Raw genomic sequence first — 16,853 nt, 5'->3', positions numbered from 1 at the left:
TTACCGCCTCACCTGGCCCAGTACGGATCGCGGAGCACCTTCTTGTACAGCTTTCCGTTGTCCTGCCGGGGGAGTGCCCGAGCGAAATCGATGGATCGCGGCCATTTGTAGGGGGCCAGCCGATTCTTGCAGTGGTCGAGTAGCCGCTGCGTCAGCTCCGGGCCCGCGTCGGCCCAATGGGCAGGCTGGACAACGGCTTTCACCTGTTCGCCGAGTTCCGGGTCCGGCACCCCGAAGGCGGCCACATCCGCTACCTCCGGGTGCAGGATCAGCACATCCTCGATTTCACGGGGATAGATGTTGACCCCGCCCGCGATGATCGTGAAATCGCGGCGGTCGGTGAGATACAGGTAGCCGTCGGCATCCAGCTGGCCGATATCGCCGAGGGTATGCCAGCCCGGATGTTTCGGATGAGAGACCGCTGCGGTTCGCTCCGGGTCGCGGTGATAGCTGAAATTCGCGGCGGCGGTGTCGAAATATACGGTGCCGACTTCGTCGACCGGCAGTTCCTCGCCATTCTCGTCACAGATGTGGACGTTGCAGCCCACCGGCCGGCCCACCGAGCCCGGATGTTCCAGCCATTGCTCGCTGGACAGGGCGGTGGTGCCGAAATTTTCTGTCCCGGAGTAGTACTCGGTGATGATCGGTCCCCACCAGTCGATCATCTGCGATTTGACCTCGATCGGGCACGGCGCCGCGGCGTGCACGGCGATTCGCATGCTGGACAGGTCGTAGCGGGACCGGATCTGTGGTGCCAGCTTCAGCATACGTACGAACATCGTCGGCACCCATTGACTCGAAGTGACCGAGTACCGCTCGATCGCGCGCAGGGCGGCCTCGGCATCGAATTTCGGCATGATCGCCACCGTGCCGCCGGTGCAGTGCACCAAGCACGAAACACGCAGTGGGGCAGCGTGATACAGCGGGGCCGGGGACAGGAATACGGTGTCGGTATCGAGACCGAAGAGGGCGCGTCCGCTGGGCAGCAGTTCCGCGTCGCCATCGGCGGCCGGATGCCCCGGGAGTGGGTAGCGGATACCTTTGGGGCGGCCGGTGGTTCCGGAACTGTAGAGCATGAAGGTGCCGCGGGCCTGTGCGTCGTCCTGCTCACCGGATTGGTGCGGGACCGCGGCGTCCAGCGATTCGTAGGACGCGCTGGTGCCATCGAGCATGAAACGCCGGACGACACCGGGGGTGAGCGCGACGATCTCCTCGGCCACCGCGGCCAGCGCTGTGGTCGTGATGACCACCTTCGCCGTACTGTCGTTGACCAGGTAGGCGACCTCGGCGGCGGTCAGGTGCGAGTTGACGGGCGTGACGTACAAACCGGAGTTGAGTCCGGCCCAGACCAACTCGAAATATCGCAGGTGGTTTTCGGCGAGAATCACGTAGTGGTCACCGGGCCGCAATCCGATCTCACGAAGCAGCCGGGCAAGCCGGTTCGCACCGGCCACCAGGTCGCCGTAGGTCTGTACGGCGCCGGTGGCGGTGTCGATCACCGCCGCCTTGCCCGGCGTGGATCCGGCGAAGTGGGCTGGATACACGAAGTCTCCCCTCTCTGCTCCAGGCGATCTTCGATCATGGTGCGCCGCTTCATGATTCGGCGACGTGGTGCACCCATTCGTTGGCACGGTCGAAGAATTCCGTCCCGTTGAGCGCCAGGTTCATCGAATGGCCCGCTCCCGGCAGCGCATATGTCTCGAGCTTCGCGCGAGGGAAGAACGGGCGTTCGGAGCCGTACAGCGTGGCGGCAGTGGAGCAGTCGGTGAGTGAGCCGCCGCCCCCCTGTTCGCAGAAGACTTTGTCCGCGGTCCCGTTCGCGATGAGCACCGGCACCGCGATATCGAAGGTGGCGGGGATGAACACCGGAATGGTGGCCAGGATGCCGACCGTCCCGGCGGTGCGTGAGGCTTCGTCGGCGGCCACGACCCGGGGATCGGAGTCGGCCGGTGCGTAGAAGGCGGCCCGGCGGGCGCCGGGAACGCTCAGGTAGCCGAGGTCGCCGGCGGGTACCTGCCCCGCGGTGGCGGGATCGTTCAGGGCCGGACGTACCGCGCCGATGATGGTGGCTATGCCTCCGGGGCCGGGTGCGTGTGACGCGCCGCTGATCAGCAGCCCGTCCACGTCGCGATAGGTACCGGCCTCGAGCATCGAGGTCAGTGAACCGAACGAGTGGCCCACCAGCACGACCTTGTTCCAGGTGCGGCCGAGGGCGCCGGCGCGGGTGGCCCGGATGACCTCGTGCACGGCCTGTGCCGCCGACAACGCCGAGACCTGTAGCCCGATCGGCTTGGAGCTCTTGCCGACACCGATCGGATCGATGGCGAGGGTGGCCAGTCCGGTGCCGGCGGCATGCCGCACGTAGGAGTAGCGACCGCCGAATCCGGGGAAATCCCAATAGGTTCGGTCGTAGGTGGCGCCGGGCACGAGTATCTGCAGCACGGGAGACGGATCGGCCGGGCGGCAATATGTTCCGGCGATGTGGGCGGCATTCTCGCCACTCGGGTCCAGCGTGACGGGGATCGAGACCTCCGTGCACCGGACCTCGGCCGACGGTGCGGCGGTGGCCGGCGGCGCCATGGCCGCCAAAGCCACGGCGGCGATGACCACCTGCCAGAACCGCATTCCCCGCAGACTTCTCGTCATTGATAGTCCTTCCGTTGCTCCCCGTGCCGAGCATGCTAACAGGCAAGAGTCAAATAAGATTACTAATTCATCTAATTAAATCGTGAGGTCAGGTCAGGGCGAGTGTGGTCAGGATGTCAGGAGTGAAAGCGGCGGCCGGTGGCACCCAGGGGCCGGAGTGGATGCCCGCGAGCGCCGCCGTCGTCTCCGGTCGCTCGGCCACCAGTTTCAGCATGCGAGCCCGCTTGGCGGCGCGGTCGGGTAGCCCGAAGGCCGAGAGCAGGTCGGTGAGTGCGGTGGCGAAGCGCAGCCGGGCCATGCGTACGGCGCGTTCCTCGGCGTAGCCACGCAGTGTCGCCGGTGTCCACGTCCGATTGTCGAGCAGCGCTTCGGCGAGCAGCCGGGCGTCGCGCAGGGCGACGCTGAGACCTTGTGCGCCGATGGGGTTGCTCCAGCCGGCCGCGTCGCCGATCAGGGCTACGCCGGGGGCGACGGGGGTATCGGTCCAGGCGTCGGTCAACGGGAAGGTGGCGCAGGGGCCGATCGGGTCCGCGGCGGCCAGGGCGTCGCCGCACGGTAGCGCCGGGGTTCGGTAGGCGTCGAGAAATCGGCTGGTCCGGTCCGGGCCGCTGATGCGGTCGGGGTCGGTGGTGCGGCGGCCGACGTAGAGCCGGATCCGGCCGTCGGCGCGCGGAATGACGATGTACTGATTGCGACCGCTCACCGCGATCGTGGTGTCGCTGCGATCCCACGCACCGTGGTCGTCGACCAGCATGCCCGACAACATCACTCGCGGGGTGGTGATGGTGAACGGGATGCGAGCCGCGGTCCGGGTGGCCGAGGTCTTGCCGTCTGCCCCCACCGCGAGCCGACAGTCCAGACGATGCTCGGTTCCCAAGCTCTGATAGCTGACCGATGGTGCGTCGCCGGTCTCGATGACGCAGCGAGTGACGCCGCGGACGACTGTGGCGCCCGCCTTCGCCGCCGCGGTGGCCAGCGCCTCTCGCAGTTCGGGATGGCCGACCCCGATGACGCCGGGCGCGCCCGGCACCGCCGCGCTGAGATCGATCGCCCCGCGGCGCGCACGGGTGATCTCGAGCGTCTCGTCGTACGGCACCATGCGGGTGATTACCGAGGCGCCGTCCGCGCCGGTGACGGCTTCGGCTACGCCTAGCTCGGCCGCTTCGAGAAATCCCCACGGCACCAGGGCCTCACCGCGAACCTGATCCCGATATACGGGTTCCCGCTCGAGTACGGTCACGGCCCGGCCGGCGGCCGCCAGCCGGGCCGCGAGAGCGCATCCGGCCACGCCGCCGCCGATTATCACTGCATCACAACGCATTTCGTCCTCCTGAATCTCATTTACTAGGACATAATGAGATCTCATTTACTGTGACATAATGGTTCGCGGAACGCGAGAGGTCCGAGTGCACGGAGGTGTCGGTGGCACGTCAGCGTGGTGGAACGCAACCGATCCCGTTGTCGGCGCAGGACATCCTCGAAGCCGCACTGCGGCTCGTCGAGCGGTGGGGCCTGGATGGGCTGACGGTGCGCGGTGTCGCCGCCGAGCTCGGGGTCACCCCGCCGGCGGTGCACTATCATCTGCGCGGCGGTCAGGATCTGGCCGATCGCGTGATCGAAGCGGTGGCCGCGCGGGTCGAGATGGATACGGACTCCGGCGCGCACTGGGTGGATCAGTACGTCGATCTGGTGTCGAGTATGGACCGCACGTTCTTGCGCTATCCGGGAACGGGTACGCGGGTTCTCGCGGCCTCGCGCAATTCCGCGGCTGCCGGACGCTTGACGGGTGCGGCACTGTCGATTCTGCGTGCCGCCGGCTTCTCCGAGGCGGTCGCTGTCGAGATCTTCACGGCCACCTATCTGTTGTTCGCCGGATGGCTGGTCACCCGCGGTCTCCGTGAGGCCGGCGGCACCCATCCAGCGCTGGTAGCGGCCGGTGTCACGGCACCGGATCTGGCGGACGGCGCAGTGCTCGACCGGGCACTGCGGCGGCTGCTGGAAAGCTCCGCGGCTTCCCGACCGAGTGGGCGGGATGAGCGAAAAACCGTACGAGACAGGAGAAAACAATGACCGAGAACGCTACGCTCGATCGCTACTTCGCCGCATGGAATGCCGGTGACGCCGACGCCATCATGGACACACTCAGCGCGGGGGTCGTCCTCGAGGATGTGCCCAGCGGTCACCTCGCGCGGGGCGCGGACCAGGCACGGGCGTTCGTCGAGGGGGCGTTGCAAAAGGCGCCTGGGGCCCACTACGACGTGGTGAGCAGTCATGTCAGCGGCGACGTCTTCGTCGTCGAGTGGGTCATGCGACCAGTCGGCCTCCGCGGCGCCTCCGTCGGCTCGCTGCGTGACGGTCGGATCAGCGCGAATCGTGACTATTGGAATGCTGGCGCCGCACCGGCCTGACCGTGACATTCGCCGGGGCCGATCTCCGGAGCGGAAGGTACGACTTGCCTCCTCGGGTTATATACTGCTTAATTATATAACTGTTACACCTACTTCGAGGGGTTGATCTCGGGTGCTGACCGAGGAGCAGGAGTACCTGCGCGAAACCGTGCGCAAGCTGCTTGCAGAGCGTGCGTCCCGAGACTCGGTGCCCGCGCCGGACGCTTCGGCCGATTACGACCGGGAGCTGTGGGCCGTGATGGCGCAGCAGGTCGGACTGCACGGACTGGCCATCGCCGAGGAGTTCGGTGGCGCCGGATACGGACCGATGGAATTGGCGGTCGCGTTCGAGGAAATGGGCGCCGTATTGTTGGACGCACCGTTCTTCGCATCCGTCGGGCTGGCCGCCACCGTCATACAGGCTACCGGCGATCGCAGTGTGTGCGCCGAATATCTACCCGGGATCGGCTCCGGCGACCTGGTGGGTGCACTGGCTTTCACCGAGGCGCACGGGTGTTGGGATGAATCCGAAATACAGCTTGCCGCAACGAAACTCGACGATTCGTGGCTACTGTACGGTCAGAAGCGCTATGTCGTGCACGCACATGTCGCGGATTTCTTCGTGGTCGCGGCCAGGACCGCGCGCGGAGTGAGCCTGTTCCTGGTCGATGCCGGCGCCGCGGGGGTGGAGGTCACCGCACACGACGCCCTGGACCCCACCCGGCCGCTGGCGGCGATCCGCTTCGCGGCGGCCCCTGCCCGGCTGATCGGCGAGGAGGGCGCCGGCTGGCCGGCGCTGCGTCAGGCGTTCGATCTGGCGACGGTCTATCTGGCCGCCGAGGAACTCGGCGGCGCGGCGCGGTGCCTGGACATGTGTGTCGGTTATGCGAAGTCGCGCATGCAGTTCGGCCGGCCGATCGGCTCGTTCCAAGCGATCAAGCACAAATGTGCGGACATGCTGGTCGCCGTCGAGATGGCACGTTCGGCTGCGTTGTCGGCGGCGGATGCCGCGGCGTCGGAGCGGCCGGACGCCGCGGTCCTGGCGAGTTTGGCCAAGGCGGTGTGCTCGGAGAGTTTCGTGTATTGCGCGACCGAGACCATTCAGATTCACGGCGGAATCGGTTTCACCTGGGAGCATCCGGCGCACTTGTACTACAAGCGGTCTCGTGGCGGTGAGGTGCTGCTCGGTTCGCCGCAGCGGCATCGCGAACTGCTGGTCGCGCGGGCCGCGCCCGAACTGCCGCTGTGACAGAAGAAGTAGCTGATTTTTTCGGATCCAGAGATGGAAAGCAATGGAGGTCGATCGATGCGCCGCAGCATCTTCACCGAGGATCATGACCAGTTCCGCGCGACGGCGCGGGCTTTCTTCGAACGGGAATGTGCCCCGCACACCGAGGAATGGGAGCGTGCGGGCAAGGTCAGCCGGGAGGCGTGGCGCAAGGCGGGGCAGGCCGGGCTGCTGGGCTGGGAGGCTCCGGAGGAGTACGGCGGTCTGGGCATCCGGGATTATCGGTTCAACACCATCGTCAGCGAGGAGATGTTCGCCACCGGCTCCGTCGGTATCGGCCTGGGCGTGCAGAACGACATCCTGGCCTCCTACCTGGTCAATTTGACCACGCCGGAGCAGAAGAAGCGGTGGTTGCCGGGGTTCACCAGCGGCGAGATCGTCACCTCGATCGGGATGTCCGAGCCCGCAGCCGGATCGGATGTGGCGGGGATCAAGACGACCGCACGGCGCGAGGGTGACGACTACATCATCAACGGCCAGAAGACGTTCATCAGTAACGGGTTGCTGTCGGATCTCGTACTTGTCGCGGCCAAGACCGACCCGTCCGCCGGCCACAAGGGCATCAGCCTGATCGCGGTGGAAACGACGATTCCCGGATTCCGTCGTGGCCGCAAGCTGGACAAGATCGGGCAGTGGTCGGCCGATACGGCCGAATTGTTCTTCGACGATGTGCGGGTTCCGGTCGAGAATCTGGTGGGGGAGGAGAACCGTGGGTTCTACCATCTGATGCACAATCTGCCCGCCGAGCGGCTCGGGATCGCGACCTATGCGCTCGGCGCGATGCGCCGCGCGTTCGACCTGACCGTCCAATACGCCGGGGAGCGTAAGGCTTTCGGGCAGCCAGTCGGCAACTTCCAGGTCAATCGCCATTTCCTGGCCGAGATGAAGACCAAACTCGATGTCGCCCAGATCTACCTCGACCAGTGCATCATGGCCGCGAACGCCGGTGAGCTGACCCCGCAGGAAGCTGCGGGGTTGAAGTGGTGGACCACCGAGGTGCAGTGGGAGATCATGGACCGCTGCCTGCAATTGCACGGCGGCTACGGCTATATGAACGAGTACGAGGTGGCACGACTGTGGCGCGATTCGCGCGTGCAGCGGCTCTACGGCGGCACGACCGAGATCATGAAGGATCTCATCGGCCGCGGTATGGGGTTTTGATGGGCGCGCCAGGGCAGCGGTCGAACGATGCCGGTGCGGCATTCCGCGCCGAGGTGCGTGCGTGGTTGTCGGCCGCGCCGCGCCCCGACGGTCTGCACGATTACGGCGGCACACCGGAAGTCGCGGATGTTCCCGCGGGCCGTCGGTGGCATCGCCTGCTCGCCGACGCGGGATACGCGTGCCTGCATTGGCCGTCGGAATATGGCGGTCGGGACGCCTCGGTGCGTGAGCAGGCGATCTTCGCCGAGGAGGCGGCCCGTGCGAGGGTGCCGCGCCAGCTCAATATCGTCGGGCCGGATCTGGCGGGTCCGGTGATCATGCGGTTCGGTACGCCCGCGCAGCGAGAACGCCTGCTGCCGGGAATTCGCAGCGGTGACCACCTGTGGTGTCAGTTGTTCTCCGAGCCGGAGGCCGGTTCGGACCTGGCGTCGTTGCGGACCAAAGCCCGCCAGGACACCGATGGCTGGCTTATCGACGGCCAGAAGGTGTGGACGTCCGCGGCCGCGGTCGCCGACTACGGCCTGCTGATCGCTCGGACCGGGGATGAGCGTCACAAGGGTTTGACCGCGTTCGTCGTGGACATGTCGTTGCCTGGCATCACTGTGCGTCCGTTGCGGCAGATGGACGGCGAGAGCAAGTTCAACGAGGTGTTCTTCACCGGGCTGCGGTTGCCCGTGGAGGCGGTGCTCGGTGCGGTCGGTCAGGGCTGGTCGGTGGCCACCGCCACGCTCGGGCAGGAGCGGCTCTCGCTGGGTGCCCAGGCGGTCGGGATGTTCGAGGCGTTGCGCACGGTCGCGGATGCCGCGCGCGACCGCGATCGGCTCGATCCGCTGTTGCGCGACAGGATCATTCGCCTGTGGGCCAGGATCTGGTTGTTGCGCGATACCTGGTTGCGCGCGGTCGGCACCGACCCCGAACCGAGTTCGTCGGCCTTCTCGGTGCTGAAACTGATGAGTTCGGAAATCTACCGGGACCTGGGTGATCTGGCGACCGCCGCGCTAGGGGTAGACGCACTCGTTGCCGGGGCGCCTCTGGTACAGCGCATGCTGGTCGGCCGCGCGCAGACCATTTTAGGGGGGACCAGCGAGATTCAACGCAATATCCTGGCCGAACGTGTGCTGGGGCTGCCCCGATGACACCGCTCGCCGAACTCGTTCGGCCCGGCGCGACCGTTGCGGTCGGTGACGGTTTCGGCGCGCCGCGCGGTATCTCGGCGGAGTTGAGCGCTGCCGCCGCGGCGGCCGGGGGAGTGCGGCTGATTCTCGGCTGGCTGCCGAAACCCGATGCGGCGCTGGATTTTTCGGCCTTCGACGAGGTTGTCACCGTCATGCCGGGGTGGGGACTGCGTGACGGTGTGGCCTCCGGTGCCGTGCGGTTTCCGCCGGTTCGGCTGTCTACGATTCCGGCGCTCCTGCACGGTGCGTGGCGACCCGACCTGCTTATCGCGAGCGTGGTCGGCGCCGGGAGGGGATTCATCTTCGGTAGTGAGATTTCGTGGCAGCGCGCGGCTATCGATGCCGGTGCCGTGGTTGCCGGAGTGCTCGCGCACAGCAGGCCACGCTGCGATGCAGGCCCGGCGCTGCCGCCGGATCAGGTAATCATGGTCGGGGAGAGTACCGCTGCGCCGCTGGCGCTCGCCCCCTATCGGCCCGGACCCGAACACGCGGCGATCGCGCGGAGGCTGGCGCCGTTGATTCCGGCCGGGGCGCGGCTGCAAGTGGGGCCGGGTCCGGTGGCTACCGCGCTGCTCGCGGAATTGTCCGTACCGGTGCGCATCGATTCCGGGATGCTGCCGGATCCGGTGGTAGAGCTCGCCGAACGCGGTCTACTGCAAGAGAATCCGACCTGTACCTATCTGGCCGGTGGCCCTCGGCTTTACGCGTGGGCCGACGGCCGGCCGCTGCTGCGTTCGATCGAATACACCCACGACATCGGCCGCCTGTCGGCCGACCGGTTCTTCGCCGTGAACACCGCGATCGAGATCGACCACGACGGGCAGGTCAACGTCGAGGGCACCGCCGCCGCGGTGCTCGGCGGCATCGGCGGCCACGGTGACTATGCCACCGCGGGCGCCCGATCCATCGGTGGGCTCAGCATCATCGCGATGACGACCGCACACGGCGGGAGATCCACCTTGGTGCCCACGCTCTCGTGCCCGGTCAGCACACCGTCCCATGACGTCGACATGGTCGTCACCGAGGTCGGTGGGGTCGACCTGCGGGGACTGTCCAGACCGGAGCGCCGAGCCGCGCTCGTCGACCTGTGGAGTCGAAATCGGGAACTGCCGCAACACCGTTCACGCGCCGGGCACACAGACTCGCTCTGAACCTGTAGTTCGCTCGTCGCGACCACTGTTGTTCGCAGCTCACGATCGGTTGCCGAGCAGGAAGTCCGCGGTCAGCAGGCGGTGGATCTCGTTGGCGCCTTCGACCAGCTGAAACACCTTGGCGTCGCGGTAGATTCGGGATACCCGGTATTCCGGTGAGGTGCCGTAGGCGCCGTGTATCTGTACCGCGTCGGTGGCGACTCGCTGCAGCACGTCGCTGGCGTACTGCTTGGCCATCGACAATTGGGCCCGTGCCCGGTCGCCGGTGTCGAGCAATCGCGCCGCGGCATGTGTCAGCAGGCGGGCGGTGACCACCCCGGTGGCCATATCGGCGAATTTGGCCTTGGTGAGCTGGAATTCGGCGATCGCCTGGCCGAACACCACCCGGTCCTTGGCATAGCGCAGGCTGTCCTCGAGGGCGGTGTGGGCCTGGCCGACCGCGCGTGAGGCCACCGCCAGCCGCCCGCTCTCGACCGCGGACATGGCGATCGCGAAGCCCTGCCCCTCGGCGCCGATCAGATGATCGGCGGGCACACGGACCTGATCGAGGAAGACGTCGCCGGTGCAGATGGAGCGGAAGCCGAGTTTGTCCCGATAGGGCCGCAGGGTCAATCCCGCACTGTCGGTGGGGATGATGAACGCGCTGATGCCCTTGCGGCCCAATGCTTTATCCCGGGTAGCGAAGGTGATGAGAAAGTCGGCGCTGTCCAGGTTGGAGATCCATGCCTTCGCGCCGGACAGGACGAAGCCGTCCCCGTCGACGCGGTAGGTGGTGGTGATACCCGCGACGTCGCTGCCGGAGCGAGGCTCGGTGACGCCGCCCGCGCCGAACAGCTCACCCTGCGCCAGCGGCCGCAGCCAGCGCTGCTTCTGTTCCTCGGTGCCGAAGCGGAGCAGCCCGGCGCCGACCAGACTCGACGGCATACTCATGTAGACCGCGGCGATGTGGTCGATCCGGGCCATTTCCTCGATGACGAGCGAATAGGTCAGGTGGTCCAGACCCATCCCGCCGTATTCTTCGGGAACCAGTCCGCCCAGCAGGCCGAGTTTGCCCATCTCGGTGAGGATTTCGCGCGGGAAGCGCTCCTCGGCATTGGCTTCGGTGACCAGCGGAGCGACCCGGTCGGCGGCGAATTCGCGCACCATCGACTGCAGGTCGCGCTGCTGTTCGGTCAGTGGCGTGCAGTCGGCCAACACGGGGATGTCTGGCATGGGGCCCTCCGGAGTGCTCGAAGAATCGACAGCTGAAGAATTAGCATATTTAGATAACTAATTCTACTATAGGGTGACCTGGTCCACCGTCGCGGCCCGGCAACCGGCGCGAGTGCGCGGCGGCGGCCGGGCCGACGGACGATCGGATCGAGACAAGGAGCAAATATGAATCTGGCCGACAGTGTGGTCTTGGTGACCGGTGGTGCGGGCGGTCTCGGCGAGGCCGTTGTCCGGGAGGTCGCTGCCGCGGGAGCCGCGGTGGTCATCGCCGATCTCGCCGACGAAAAGGCCGAGAAGCTCGCTGCCGACCTCGGTTCCAGGGCGAAGTATGTCCGAACCGACGTCACCGACGAGGACAGCGTGCGCAATGCGGTGGCCGAGGCCGGAAAACTGGGTACCTTCCGCTTCGCGGTGGTTGCCCACGGTGGTTTCGGTGTCGCGGAGAAGGTAGTCGGCAAGGACGGCGAGTCCGCGAGCCTGGCGGGCTTCACCAAGACCGTCGATCTGTACCTGACCGGCACCTACAACGTATTGCGCATCGCGGCGGCGGCCATCGCCAAGACCGACCCCGACGAGGACGGGCAGCGTGGCGCCATCGTCGCCACGGCCAGCATCGCCGCCTTCGAGGGCCAGATCGGCCAGATCGCCTACTCGGCGGCGAAGGCGGGTGTGGTGGGCATGACCATCGTGGCCGCCCGTGACCTGGGCTCACTGGGCATCCGGGTGGTCACCATCGCGCCGGGCACCATGCGCACGCCGATCATGGAGTCGGTCGGCGAACAGGCCCTGGCCAAATTCGCCGCGAACATCCCGAATCCGAGGCGGCTCGGAAAACCGGAGGAATACGGCGCGCTCGCCCGGCACATTCTGGAGAACGCCTACATCAACGGCGAGACCATCCGGCTCGACGGCGCGCAGCGGTTCACCCCACGGTAAACAGATCGGACAGGAGCTCGATGTCGAAGCAAATTCCCCTTGCGCCAGGACTTTTCACCTGGCCTGCGGACGAACCGGCACTGCTGGGCGGCCGGTGTGCGTCGTGCGGTCATGTGGCGTTCCCGGTCGGGAAGTACTGCCTGGCTTGTGGCCACGCCGACGTGGCCGCGATCGAACTGCCTCGGCGCGGCCGGTTGTGGACGTTTACCACTCAGCAGTTCCGGCCCCCGGCCCCGCCGTATGCGGGTGCGGACAGTCCGGAGACGTTCATGCCCTACGGGGTGGGCTATGTGGAGCTACCCGGGGCCTGCAAGGTCGAAAGCCGGCTCACCGAGGCCGATCCGGCCGCACTGTCCATCGGCCAGGAGATGGAGCTGGTCGTCGTGCCGTTCGGTACCGCGCCGGATGGCAATCAGACAGTCACATTCGCTTTTCGGCCGGTTTAAGGAGTAATGCTGTGGACGTTGCGATCGTGGGTGTGGGGTTGCATCCATTCGGGCGCTATGAAGGGAAGTCGGCGCTGGAGATGGGCGCCGACGCGGTCCGGGAGGCGCTGGCCGACGCCGGTGCCGAGTGGCGCGATGTGCAGTGCGCGTACGCGGGCAGTATGGAGGTCACCAACCCGGAGGCCGTCGTCGGACTGCTCGGGCTGACCGGCATTCCGGCGCGCGCGGTACTGAACGGGTGTGCCACGGGCAACACCTCGTTGACCATGGCGGCCCAGGCGATCGCCAGCGGTGAGCATGATCTCGCCATCGCGATCGGGTTGGACAAGCATCCCCGCGGGGCCTTCGCCGCCGATCCGTCGGTGTCCGGGCTTCCCGGCTGGTACGGGGAGGCCGGCATGTTCCTGACCACGCACTTCTTCGGTATGAAGATCACCAGGTATATGCACGACCACGGCGTGAGCGCCGCGACCCTGGCCAAGGTGGCGGCGAAGAACTTCCGCAACGGCGCGGCCAATCCGCGGGCGTGGCGGCGCAAGCCGATCTCCGAAGCGGAGATCCTCGCCTCGACGGTGGTGAATCACCCGCTGACCCAGTACATGTATTGCTCACCGGACGAGGGTGCGGCGGCGGTGCTGCTGTGCCGGGCGGATCAGGCGCACAAGTACACCGACAAGCCGGTGTACCTACGGGCCAGCGCCCTGCGCAGCCGGCGGCTGGGCGCGTTCGAATTGCTCAGCCCCTCACTGCCGCTGGACTCGGTGCCGAGCCCCACGGTGGATGCCTCCCGTGCGGCCTACGAGCAGGCAGGCATCGGACCCGAGGACGTGGACCTCGCGCAGTTGCAGGACACAGACGCGGGCTCGGAGGTCATCCATATGGCAGAGAACGGCTTCTGTGCCGACGGCGAGCAGGAACAGTGGCTGGCGGAAGGCTGTACGGAGATCGGTGGGCGGCTTCCGGTGAACACCGACGGCGGCCTGATCGCCAATGGTGAGCCGGTCGGCGCCTCGGGCCTGCGCCAGGTGTACGAAATCGTCACCCAGCTGCGGGGACGGGCGGGGGACCGGCAGGTTCCGGGCGATCCCAGGGTTGGCTACGCCCATTTGTATGGCGCGCCGGGAACTGCGGCTGTGGCGATCCTCAGCATTTGACCGTGATTCAAGTCATATAGTTAAATAGATTGAATCATTTTGAGGAGTAGTAATGCCACTTCAGCCTTGGATGAAGCTCATTTCGGTGGACGATCACCTGATCGAACACCCGATGGTCTGGCAGGACCGGCTGCCCGCCGCACTTCGTGAGCGAGGTCCGCGAATCATCGAGATTCCGCGTGAGGGCCTGCCGCCGATCCAGTCCTGGGAATACGAGAGCCGGCCGTACCCCTACATCGGACTCAATGCCGTCGCGGGTAAGAAACCCGAGGAGTACGGGCTCGAGCCGGTCCGCTACGACGAGATGATCCCCGGCTGCTACGACCCGAAGGCTCGCCTGGCCGATATGGATATCGACGGAGTGGAGGCCATGATGTGCTTCCCGTCGTTCCCCCGGTTCTGCGGCACCGTATTCCTCGAGGCCGAGGACAAAGATCTGGCGCTGCTGTGCGTCCGGGCCTACAACGACTTCGTACTCGATGAATGGTGCGCAGCCGGGCCGGGGCGCTTGATTCCGGTGGTCATTCTCCCGCTGTGGGACGCGCAGGAGGCGGTGCGCGAGATTCACCGGACCGCGGCCAAGGGTGCCAAGGCGATCACGTTCCCCGACCTTCCGCACGCTCTCGGACTTCCCTCGGTGCACAGTGATTTCTGGGATCCGATCTTCTCCGCCGCGGAGGAGACCGGCATGCCTTTGTGTCAGCACTTCGGCAGTGGGGGAGCCACATCGATCCCGCAGGTCGCGGCCGACGCACCGTTCGCTGTGATGATCAACCTGATGGGCACCAACAGTATGCACGCGACCGCGGACTGGATGTTCTCGCCGGCGCTGCACAAACATCCCAACCTGAAGATCGGCCTGTCCGAGGGTGGTATCGGATGGATGCCCTACATCGTCGAGCGTGCCGACTACGTGTGGCGGAAGCATCGCTACTACCAGAACATCAACCAGGAGGTTCCGCCTTCGGAGTTGTTCGAGCGGCACTTCCACGGCTGCTTCATCGAGGATGACTTCGGGATCGCCAACCGGCACGTCATCGGCGTCGACCGGATCACCTGGGAGTGCGATTATCCGCATTCGGACTCGTTCTGGCCGGCAAGTCGCAAGCGCGCCGAGGAGACGTTCGCCAGTGTGCCCGATGACGAGGTGCACAGGATCGTCGAGTTGAACGCTCGCCGGTTCTACAACCTGCCCGCGGCTGCCCCGGCGCCCGTGGGCGCGGCGAACTGAGTCCGCGATGAGTCACGACCAGCAGATCGCCGCGGACGATTGGACCGATACCGACCTGCTGACCAAACAGGAGGCCGCCGAACGGCTCGACGACGAGATCGTGCTCGCCACAAGCGAATTGGCGAAACTGAACACGGTCGGCGGTGATGCCGCCGCCGCCGTCGAGTTGCTGACCCGGCGGCTGGCGGCCATGCAGGACGCCCGCGACGCACTGAGCCGCTGATCTCGCTGCGGCGCTCGACCCGGCCGGGTCGAGCGCCGCAGCGTATTCCCCTGCCGGTTCGCCGCGCGGCGGCACTGCCACGGACTCGGCGGCAGATAGAAATCAACTTTAATATGTAGATCATCTATCGTTTTGGTTGATGGCTGGAGGTAAGCGTGGCAGTCGAGAAGACAACCGGGTTGCCGCGTAACGCGCGGTCATCCCCGGGCGGTGCTACTCAGCGGGTTCGTGTGCCGAAGATGGCCGAACTCGTCGCCGCCGAGCTGCGCAAGCAGATCATTCGGGGCGAGTTGCCCGAAGGCGAGGCATTGTCGTCGGAGACGGAGCTGATGAACCGGTTCGGTGTGTCGCGGCCGACCTTGCGGGAGGCATACCGGGTATTGGAGTCCGAACGGCTGATCGTCATCCGCCGCGGCGCCAACGGCGGGGCTCGCGTGCAGCCGCCGCGCCGCGAAGTCGCCGCTCGCTACGCGGGTTTCATCCTCGAGTACCAGGGCGCATCGGTCAGGGACGTCTACGAAGCCCGCGCCGCGCTGGAGGTGCCCAGCGTCGGCCGGTTGGCGCGGGGTCGGTCCGAGGCCGACCTCATCCTGCTCACCGAGGCGCTCGACCGCTATGACAGCGAATATGATCCGCAGGGGTCGATCCGGCTGCACGGCGAATTTCACCAGTTGGTGGTCCGGCTGGCCGGTAACGAGACCCTGACGCTGCTGTCGGAGATGGTGCATCACATCATCGAGACCGCCAACGTGACGTTGCGGCCCAATGTCGGTCCCTCCGCTGAGCGCGCCCGGCGCAGCACCAGCAGAACCCACCGCAAGCTGGTCGAGCTCCTGCGGGACAGGGATGCGGGTGCGGCCGAGGAGCTGTGGCACCGCCACCTCGGTGAAGCGGAGGGCTATGTCCTGGGTGACGACGCGGCGGCCAGCGTGCTCGATCTGCTCGCCTGAGCGGTCACAGCCGACCGTCGCGGCGCAGTTCCTGGTGCACCCATTCCGGTGATCGCCGTTGCTTGAAAGCCTGGAACCCTTCCAAGGCTTCGGGTCCGGCGAGGCTGGCCTCCATGGCGATCCGGGCGAAGTGCCCGAGATAGCCGTCGAGGCTGGCCTTGATCTCGCGCCTCGCCGCCGGGGCGGTTCGGCAGATCTGGGCCAGCGCGTCGGTTGCGGCACCGCGAAGTTCGTCGTGCGGCACGACCCGCGAGATGATGCCCCAGTCCAGCGCTTCCTGTGCCGATAGCGTGCGGCCGGTGAGGAGCAGGTCACGGGCGCGCACGGCGCCGACGACGCGCGCCAGCACCTGGGCATAGTAGGTATCGGCGATGCCGCGCAACAGCTCCGGAACCCGGAAGGTCGCGCGGTCGCTGACCACTGCCAGGTCACTGCACATCGCGATCATCAGGCCACCGCCTTGGCACAGGCCGTTCACCGCGCACACCACGGGCTTGGCCGAGCGGCGCAGCGTATCGAACGGTGTGACGTCCATGCCGAGCGTCGCTTCGAAGTCCAGCCAGTCGTCGACACCGCGCTTGCCGAGGTCACCGCCCGGGATGAAAACCTCACCCATACCGGTCAAGAGCAGGCCGGCCAGGTCGGGGTCGCGTTCGACGCGATTGATCGCGTACCGGAGTCCGAAGTACATCGCCGGTGTCAACGCGTTGCGAGCCTCGGGCCGGTCCACCGTGCAGACCCCGAATACGCCGTTACGGTCGAACCGCACGTAGGGGGTGCCGAGCCAGTCCCCAGACGGTGGTCTGGGTTGCGCGTTCCCGGGCATGATCGTGCCTCCGTCGACGAGATTGGTCCTGATACAGTTAACTTATTCTGCTATATGAGGATCGGTT

The 16,853-nt window shown here is 66.5% G+C and carries 17 protein-coding genes; 12 read left to right on the top strand and 5 right to left on the bottom strand.

The features are described 5' to 3' along the window. Positions 1-8: 8 nt before the first annotated feature. The 3 genes from NM2_RS01385 to NM2_RS01375 all read right to left on the bottom strand — a co-directional run bounded on the left by NM2_RS01385 (position 9) and on the right by NM2_RS01375 (position 3,967). Positions 9-1,544: an acyl-CoA synthetase gene (locus NM2_RS01385; RefSeq protein ID WP_067662696.1), complete on the bottom strand. Its 1,536-nt coding sequence runs from the start codon at positions 1,542-1,544 to the stop codon at positions 9-11. Between the two features lie 49 nt (positions 1,545-1,593). Continuing rightward, positions 1,594-2,646 (bottom strand): alpha/beta hydrolase, encoded by a 1,053-nt coding sequence (locus tag NM2_RS01380; RefSeq protein WP_084530363.1) that lies wholly within the window; start codon positions 2,644-2,646, stop codon positions 1,594-1,596. 88 nt (positions 2,647-2,734) lie between these two features. After that, positions 2,735-3,967 (bottom strand): FAD-dependent oxidoreductase, encoded by a 1,233-nt coding sequence (locus tag NM2_RS01375; protein WP_067662690.1) that lies wholly within the window; start codon positions 3,965-3,967, stop codon positions 2,735-2,737. Positions 3,968-4,068: 101 nt separating this feature from the next. On the opposite strand from NM2_RS01375, the gene NM2_RS01370 reads away from it, so the two are divergent. From NM2_RS01370 to NM2_RS01345, 6 genes are all read left to right on the top strand, one after another. Beyond that, positions 4,069-4,716: a TetR/AcrR family transcriptional regulator gene (locus tag NM2_RS01370; RefSeq protein ID WP_218025819.1), complete on the top strand. Its 648-nt coding sequence runs from the start codon at positions 4,069-4,071 to the stop codon at positions 4,714-4,716. Beyond that, positions 4,713-5,054 (top strand): nuclear transport factor 2 family protein, encoded by a 342-nt coding sequence (locus NM2_RS01365; protein ID WP_067662684.1) that lies wholly within the window; start codon positions 4,713-4,715, stop codon positions 5,052-5,054. The genes NM2_RS01370 and NM2_RS01365 overlap by 4 nt, the downstream gene beginning before the upstream one ends. Before the next feature lie 112 nt (positions 5,055-5,166). Next, positions 5,167-6,282 (top strand): acyl-CoA dehydrogenase family protein, encoded by a 1,116-nt coding sequence (locus NM2_RS01360; protein WP_067662681.1) that lies wholly within the window; start codon positions 5,167-5,169, stop codon positions 6,280-6,282. 57 nt (positions 6,283-6,339) lie between these two features. Continuing rightward, positions 6,340-7,482, top strand: a complete 1,143-nt coding sequence (locus NM2_RS01355; RefSeq protein WP_067662678.1) for an acyl-CoA dehydrogenase family protein — start codon at positions 6,340-6,342, stop codon at positions 7,480-7,482. Then, positions 7,482-8,618 (top strand): acyl-CoA dehydrogenase family protein, encoded by a 1,137-nt coding sequence (locus NM2_RS01350; RefSeq protein ID WP_067662675.1) that lies wholly within the window; start codon positions 7,482-7,484, stop codon positions 8,616-8,618. Before NM2_RS01355 ends, NM2_RS01350 begins: the two co-directional genes overlap by 1 nt. Beyond that, entirely contained in the window at positions 8,615-9,808 is a 1,194-nt protein-coding gene (locus tag NM2_RS01345) for an acetyl-CoA hydrolase/transferase C-terminal domain-containing protein (RefSeq protein ID WP_067662672.1), read from the top strand. The genes NM2_RS01350 and NM2_RS01345 overlap by 4 nt, the downstream gene beginning before the upstream one ends. Before the next feature lie 39 nt (positions 9,809-9,847). Here NM2_RS01345 and NM2_RS01340 read toward each other — a convergent pair whose 3' ends face one another. Beyond that, the gene (locus tag NM2_RS01340) at positions 9,848-11,020 is read right to left on the bottom strand and encodes an acyl-CoA dehydrogenase family protein (protein WP_067662669.1); all 1,173 of its coding nucleotides are present in this window, start codon (positions 11,018-11,020) and stop codon (positions 9,848-9,850) included. 165 nt (positions 11,021-11,185) lie between these two features. Between NM2_RS01340 and NM2_RS01335 the strand changes: the two genes are divergently transcribed. From NM2_RS01335 to NM2_RS01310, 6 genes are all read left to right on the top strand, one after another. Beyond that, positions 11,186-11,956, top strand: a complete 771-nt coding sequence (locus tag NM2_RS01335; protein WP_067662666.1) for an SDR family oxidoreductase — start codon at positions 11,186-11,188, stop codon at positions 11,954-11,956. A gap of 20 nt (positions 11,957-11,976) precedes the next feature. Then, a complete protein-coding gene (locus NM2_RS01330) occupies positions 11,977-12,402 on the top strand; it encodes a Zn-ribbon domain-containing OB-fold protein (protein WP_067662663.1) in 426 nt (141 codons plus the stop codon). A gap of 11 nt (positions 12,403-12,413) precedes the next feature. Then, complete coding sequence (locus tag NM2_RS01325; RefSeq protein ID WP_067662660.1) at positions 12,414-13,556, top strand: thiolase family protein; 1,143 nt, start codon at positions 12,414-12,416, stop codon at positions 13,554-13,556. A gap of 52 nt (positions 13,557-13,608) precedes the next feature. Continuing rightward, positions 13,609-14,787: an amidohydrolase family protein gene (locus NM2_RS01320; protein ID WP_157120829.1), complete on the top strand. Its 1,179-nt coding sequence runs from the start codon at positions 13,609-13,611 to the stop codon at positions 14,785-14,787. 7 nt (positions 14,788-14,794) lie between these two features. Next, positions 14,795-15,010 carry a hypothetical protein gene (locus NM2_RS01315; protein WP_067662654.1) on the top strand — a complete coding sequence of 72 codons (216 nt, stop codon included), beginning with the start codon at positions 14,795-14,797 and terminating at the stop codon, positions 15,008-15,010. Between the two features lie 239 nt (positions 15,011-15,249). Further along, positions 15,250-15,960 (top strand): FadR/GntR family transcriptional regulator, encoded by a 711-nt coding sequence (locus NM2_RS01310; protein WP_067663261.1) that lies wholly within the window; start codon positions 15,250-15,252, stop codon positions 15,958-15,960. Between the two features lie 4 nt (positions 15,961-15,964). Here the strand turns inward: NM2_RS01310 and NM2_RS01305 are convergent, their stop codons facing one another. Then, the gene (locus NM2_RS01305) at positions 15,965-16,786 is read right to left on the bottom strand and encodes an enoyl-CoA hydratase/isomerase family protein (RefSeq protein WP_067662651.1); all 822 of its coding nucleotides are present in this window, start codon (positions 16,784-16,786) and stop codon (positions 15,965-15,967) included. Positions 16,787-16,853 lie beyond the last annotated feature (67 nt).

It is taken from the genome of Nocardia miyunensis NBRC 108239, assembly GCF_001613065.1.
Lineage (GTDB): Bacteria > Actinomycetota > Actinomycetes > Mycobacteriales > Mycobacteriaceae > Nocardia > Nocardia miyunensis.
Note: the sequence above shows the minus strand (reverse complement) of the source record. Positions and strands in the feature narration are given on the sequence as shown.

Excerpts from the sequence above, each read along its gene's own strand:
- NM2_RS01365 (WP_067662684.1), top strand. The coding sequence starts at position 4,713 with ATGACCGAGAACGCTACGCTCGATCGCTACTTCGCCGCATGGAATGCC.
- NM2_RS01310 (WP_067663261.1), top strand. The coding sequence starts at position 15,250 with ATGGCCGAACTCGTCGCCGCCGAGCTGCGCAAGCAGATCATTCGGGGC.
- NM2_RS01355 (WP_067662678.1), top strand. The coding sequence starts at position 6,340 with ATGCGCCGCAGCATCTTCACCGAGGATCATGACCAGTTCCGCGCGACG.
- NM2_RS01375 (WP_067662690.1), bottom strand. The coding sequence starts at position 3,967 with ATGCGTTGTGATGCAGTGATAATCGGCGGCGGCGTGGCCGGATGCGCT.
- NM2_RS01330 (WP_067662663.1), top strand. The coding sequence starts at position 11,977 with ATGTCGAAGCAAATTCCCCTTGCGCCAGGACTTTTCACCTGGCCTGCG.
- NM2_RS01315 (WP_067662654.1), top strand. The coding sequence starts at position 14,795 with ATGAGTCACGACCAGCAGATCGCCGCGGACGATTGGACCGATACCGAC.
- NM2_RS01380 (WP_084530363.1), bottom strand. The coding sequence starts at position 2,646 with ATGACGAGAAGTCTGCGGGGAATGCGGTTCTGGCAGGTGGTCATCGCC.
- NM2_RS01345 (WP_067662672.1), top strand. The coding sequence starts at position 8,615 with ATGACACCGCTCGCCGAACTCGTTCGGCCCGGCGCGACCGTTGCGGTC.
- NM2_RS01320 (WP_157120829.1), top strand. The coding sequence starts at position 13,609 with ATGCCACTTCAGCCTTGGATGAAGCTCATTTCGGTGGACGATCACCTG.
- NM2_RS01335 (WP_067662666.1), top strand. The coding sequence starts at position 11,186 with ATGAATCTGGCCGACAGTGTGGTCTTGGTGACCGGTGGTGCGGGCGGT.
- NM2_RS01305 (WP_067662651.1), bottom strand. The coding sequence starts at position 16,786 with ATGCCCGGGAACGCGCAACCCAGACCACCGTCTGGGGACTGGCTCGGC.
- NM2_RS01350 (WP_067662675.1), top strand. The coding sequence starts at position 7,482 with ATGGGCGCGCCAGGGCAGCGGTCGAACGATGCCGGTGCGGCATTCCGC.
- NM2_RS01340 (WP_067662669.1), bottom strand. The coding sequence starts at position 11,020 with ATGCCAGACATCCCCGTGTTGGCCGACTGCACGCCACTGACCGAACAG.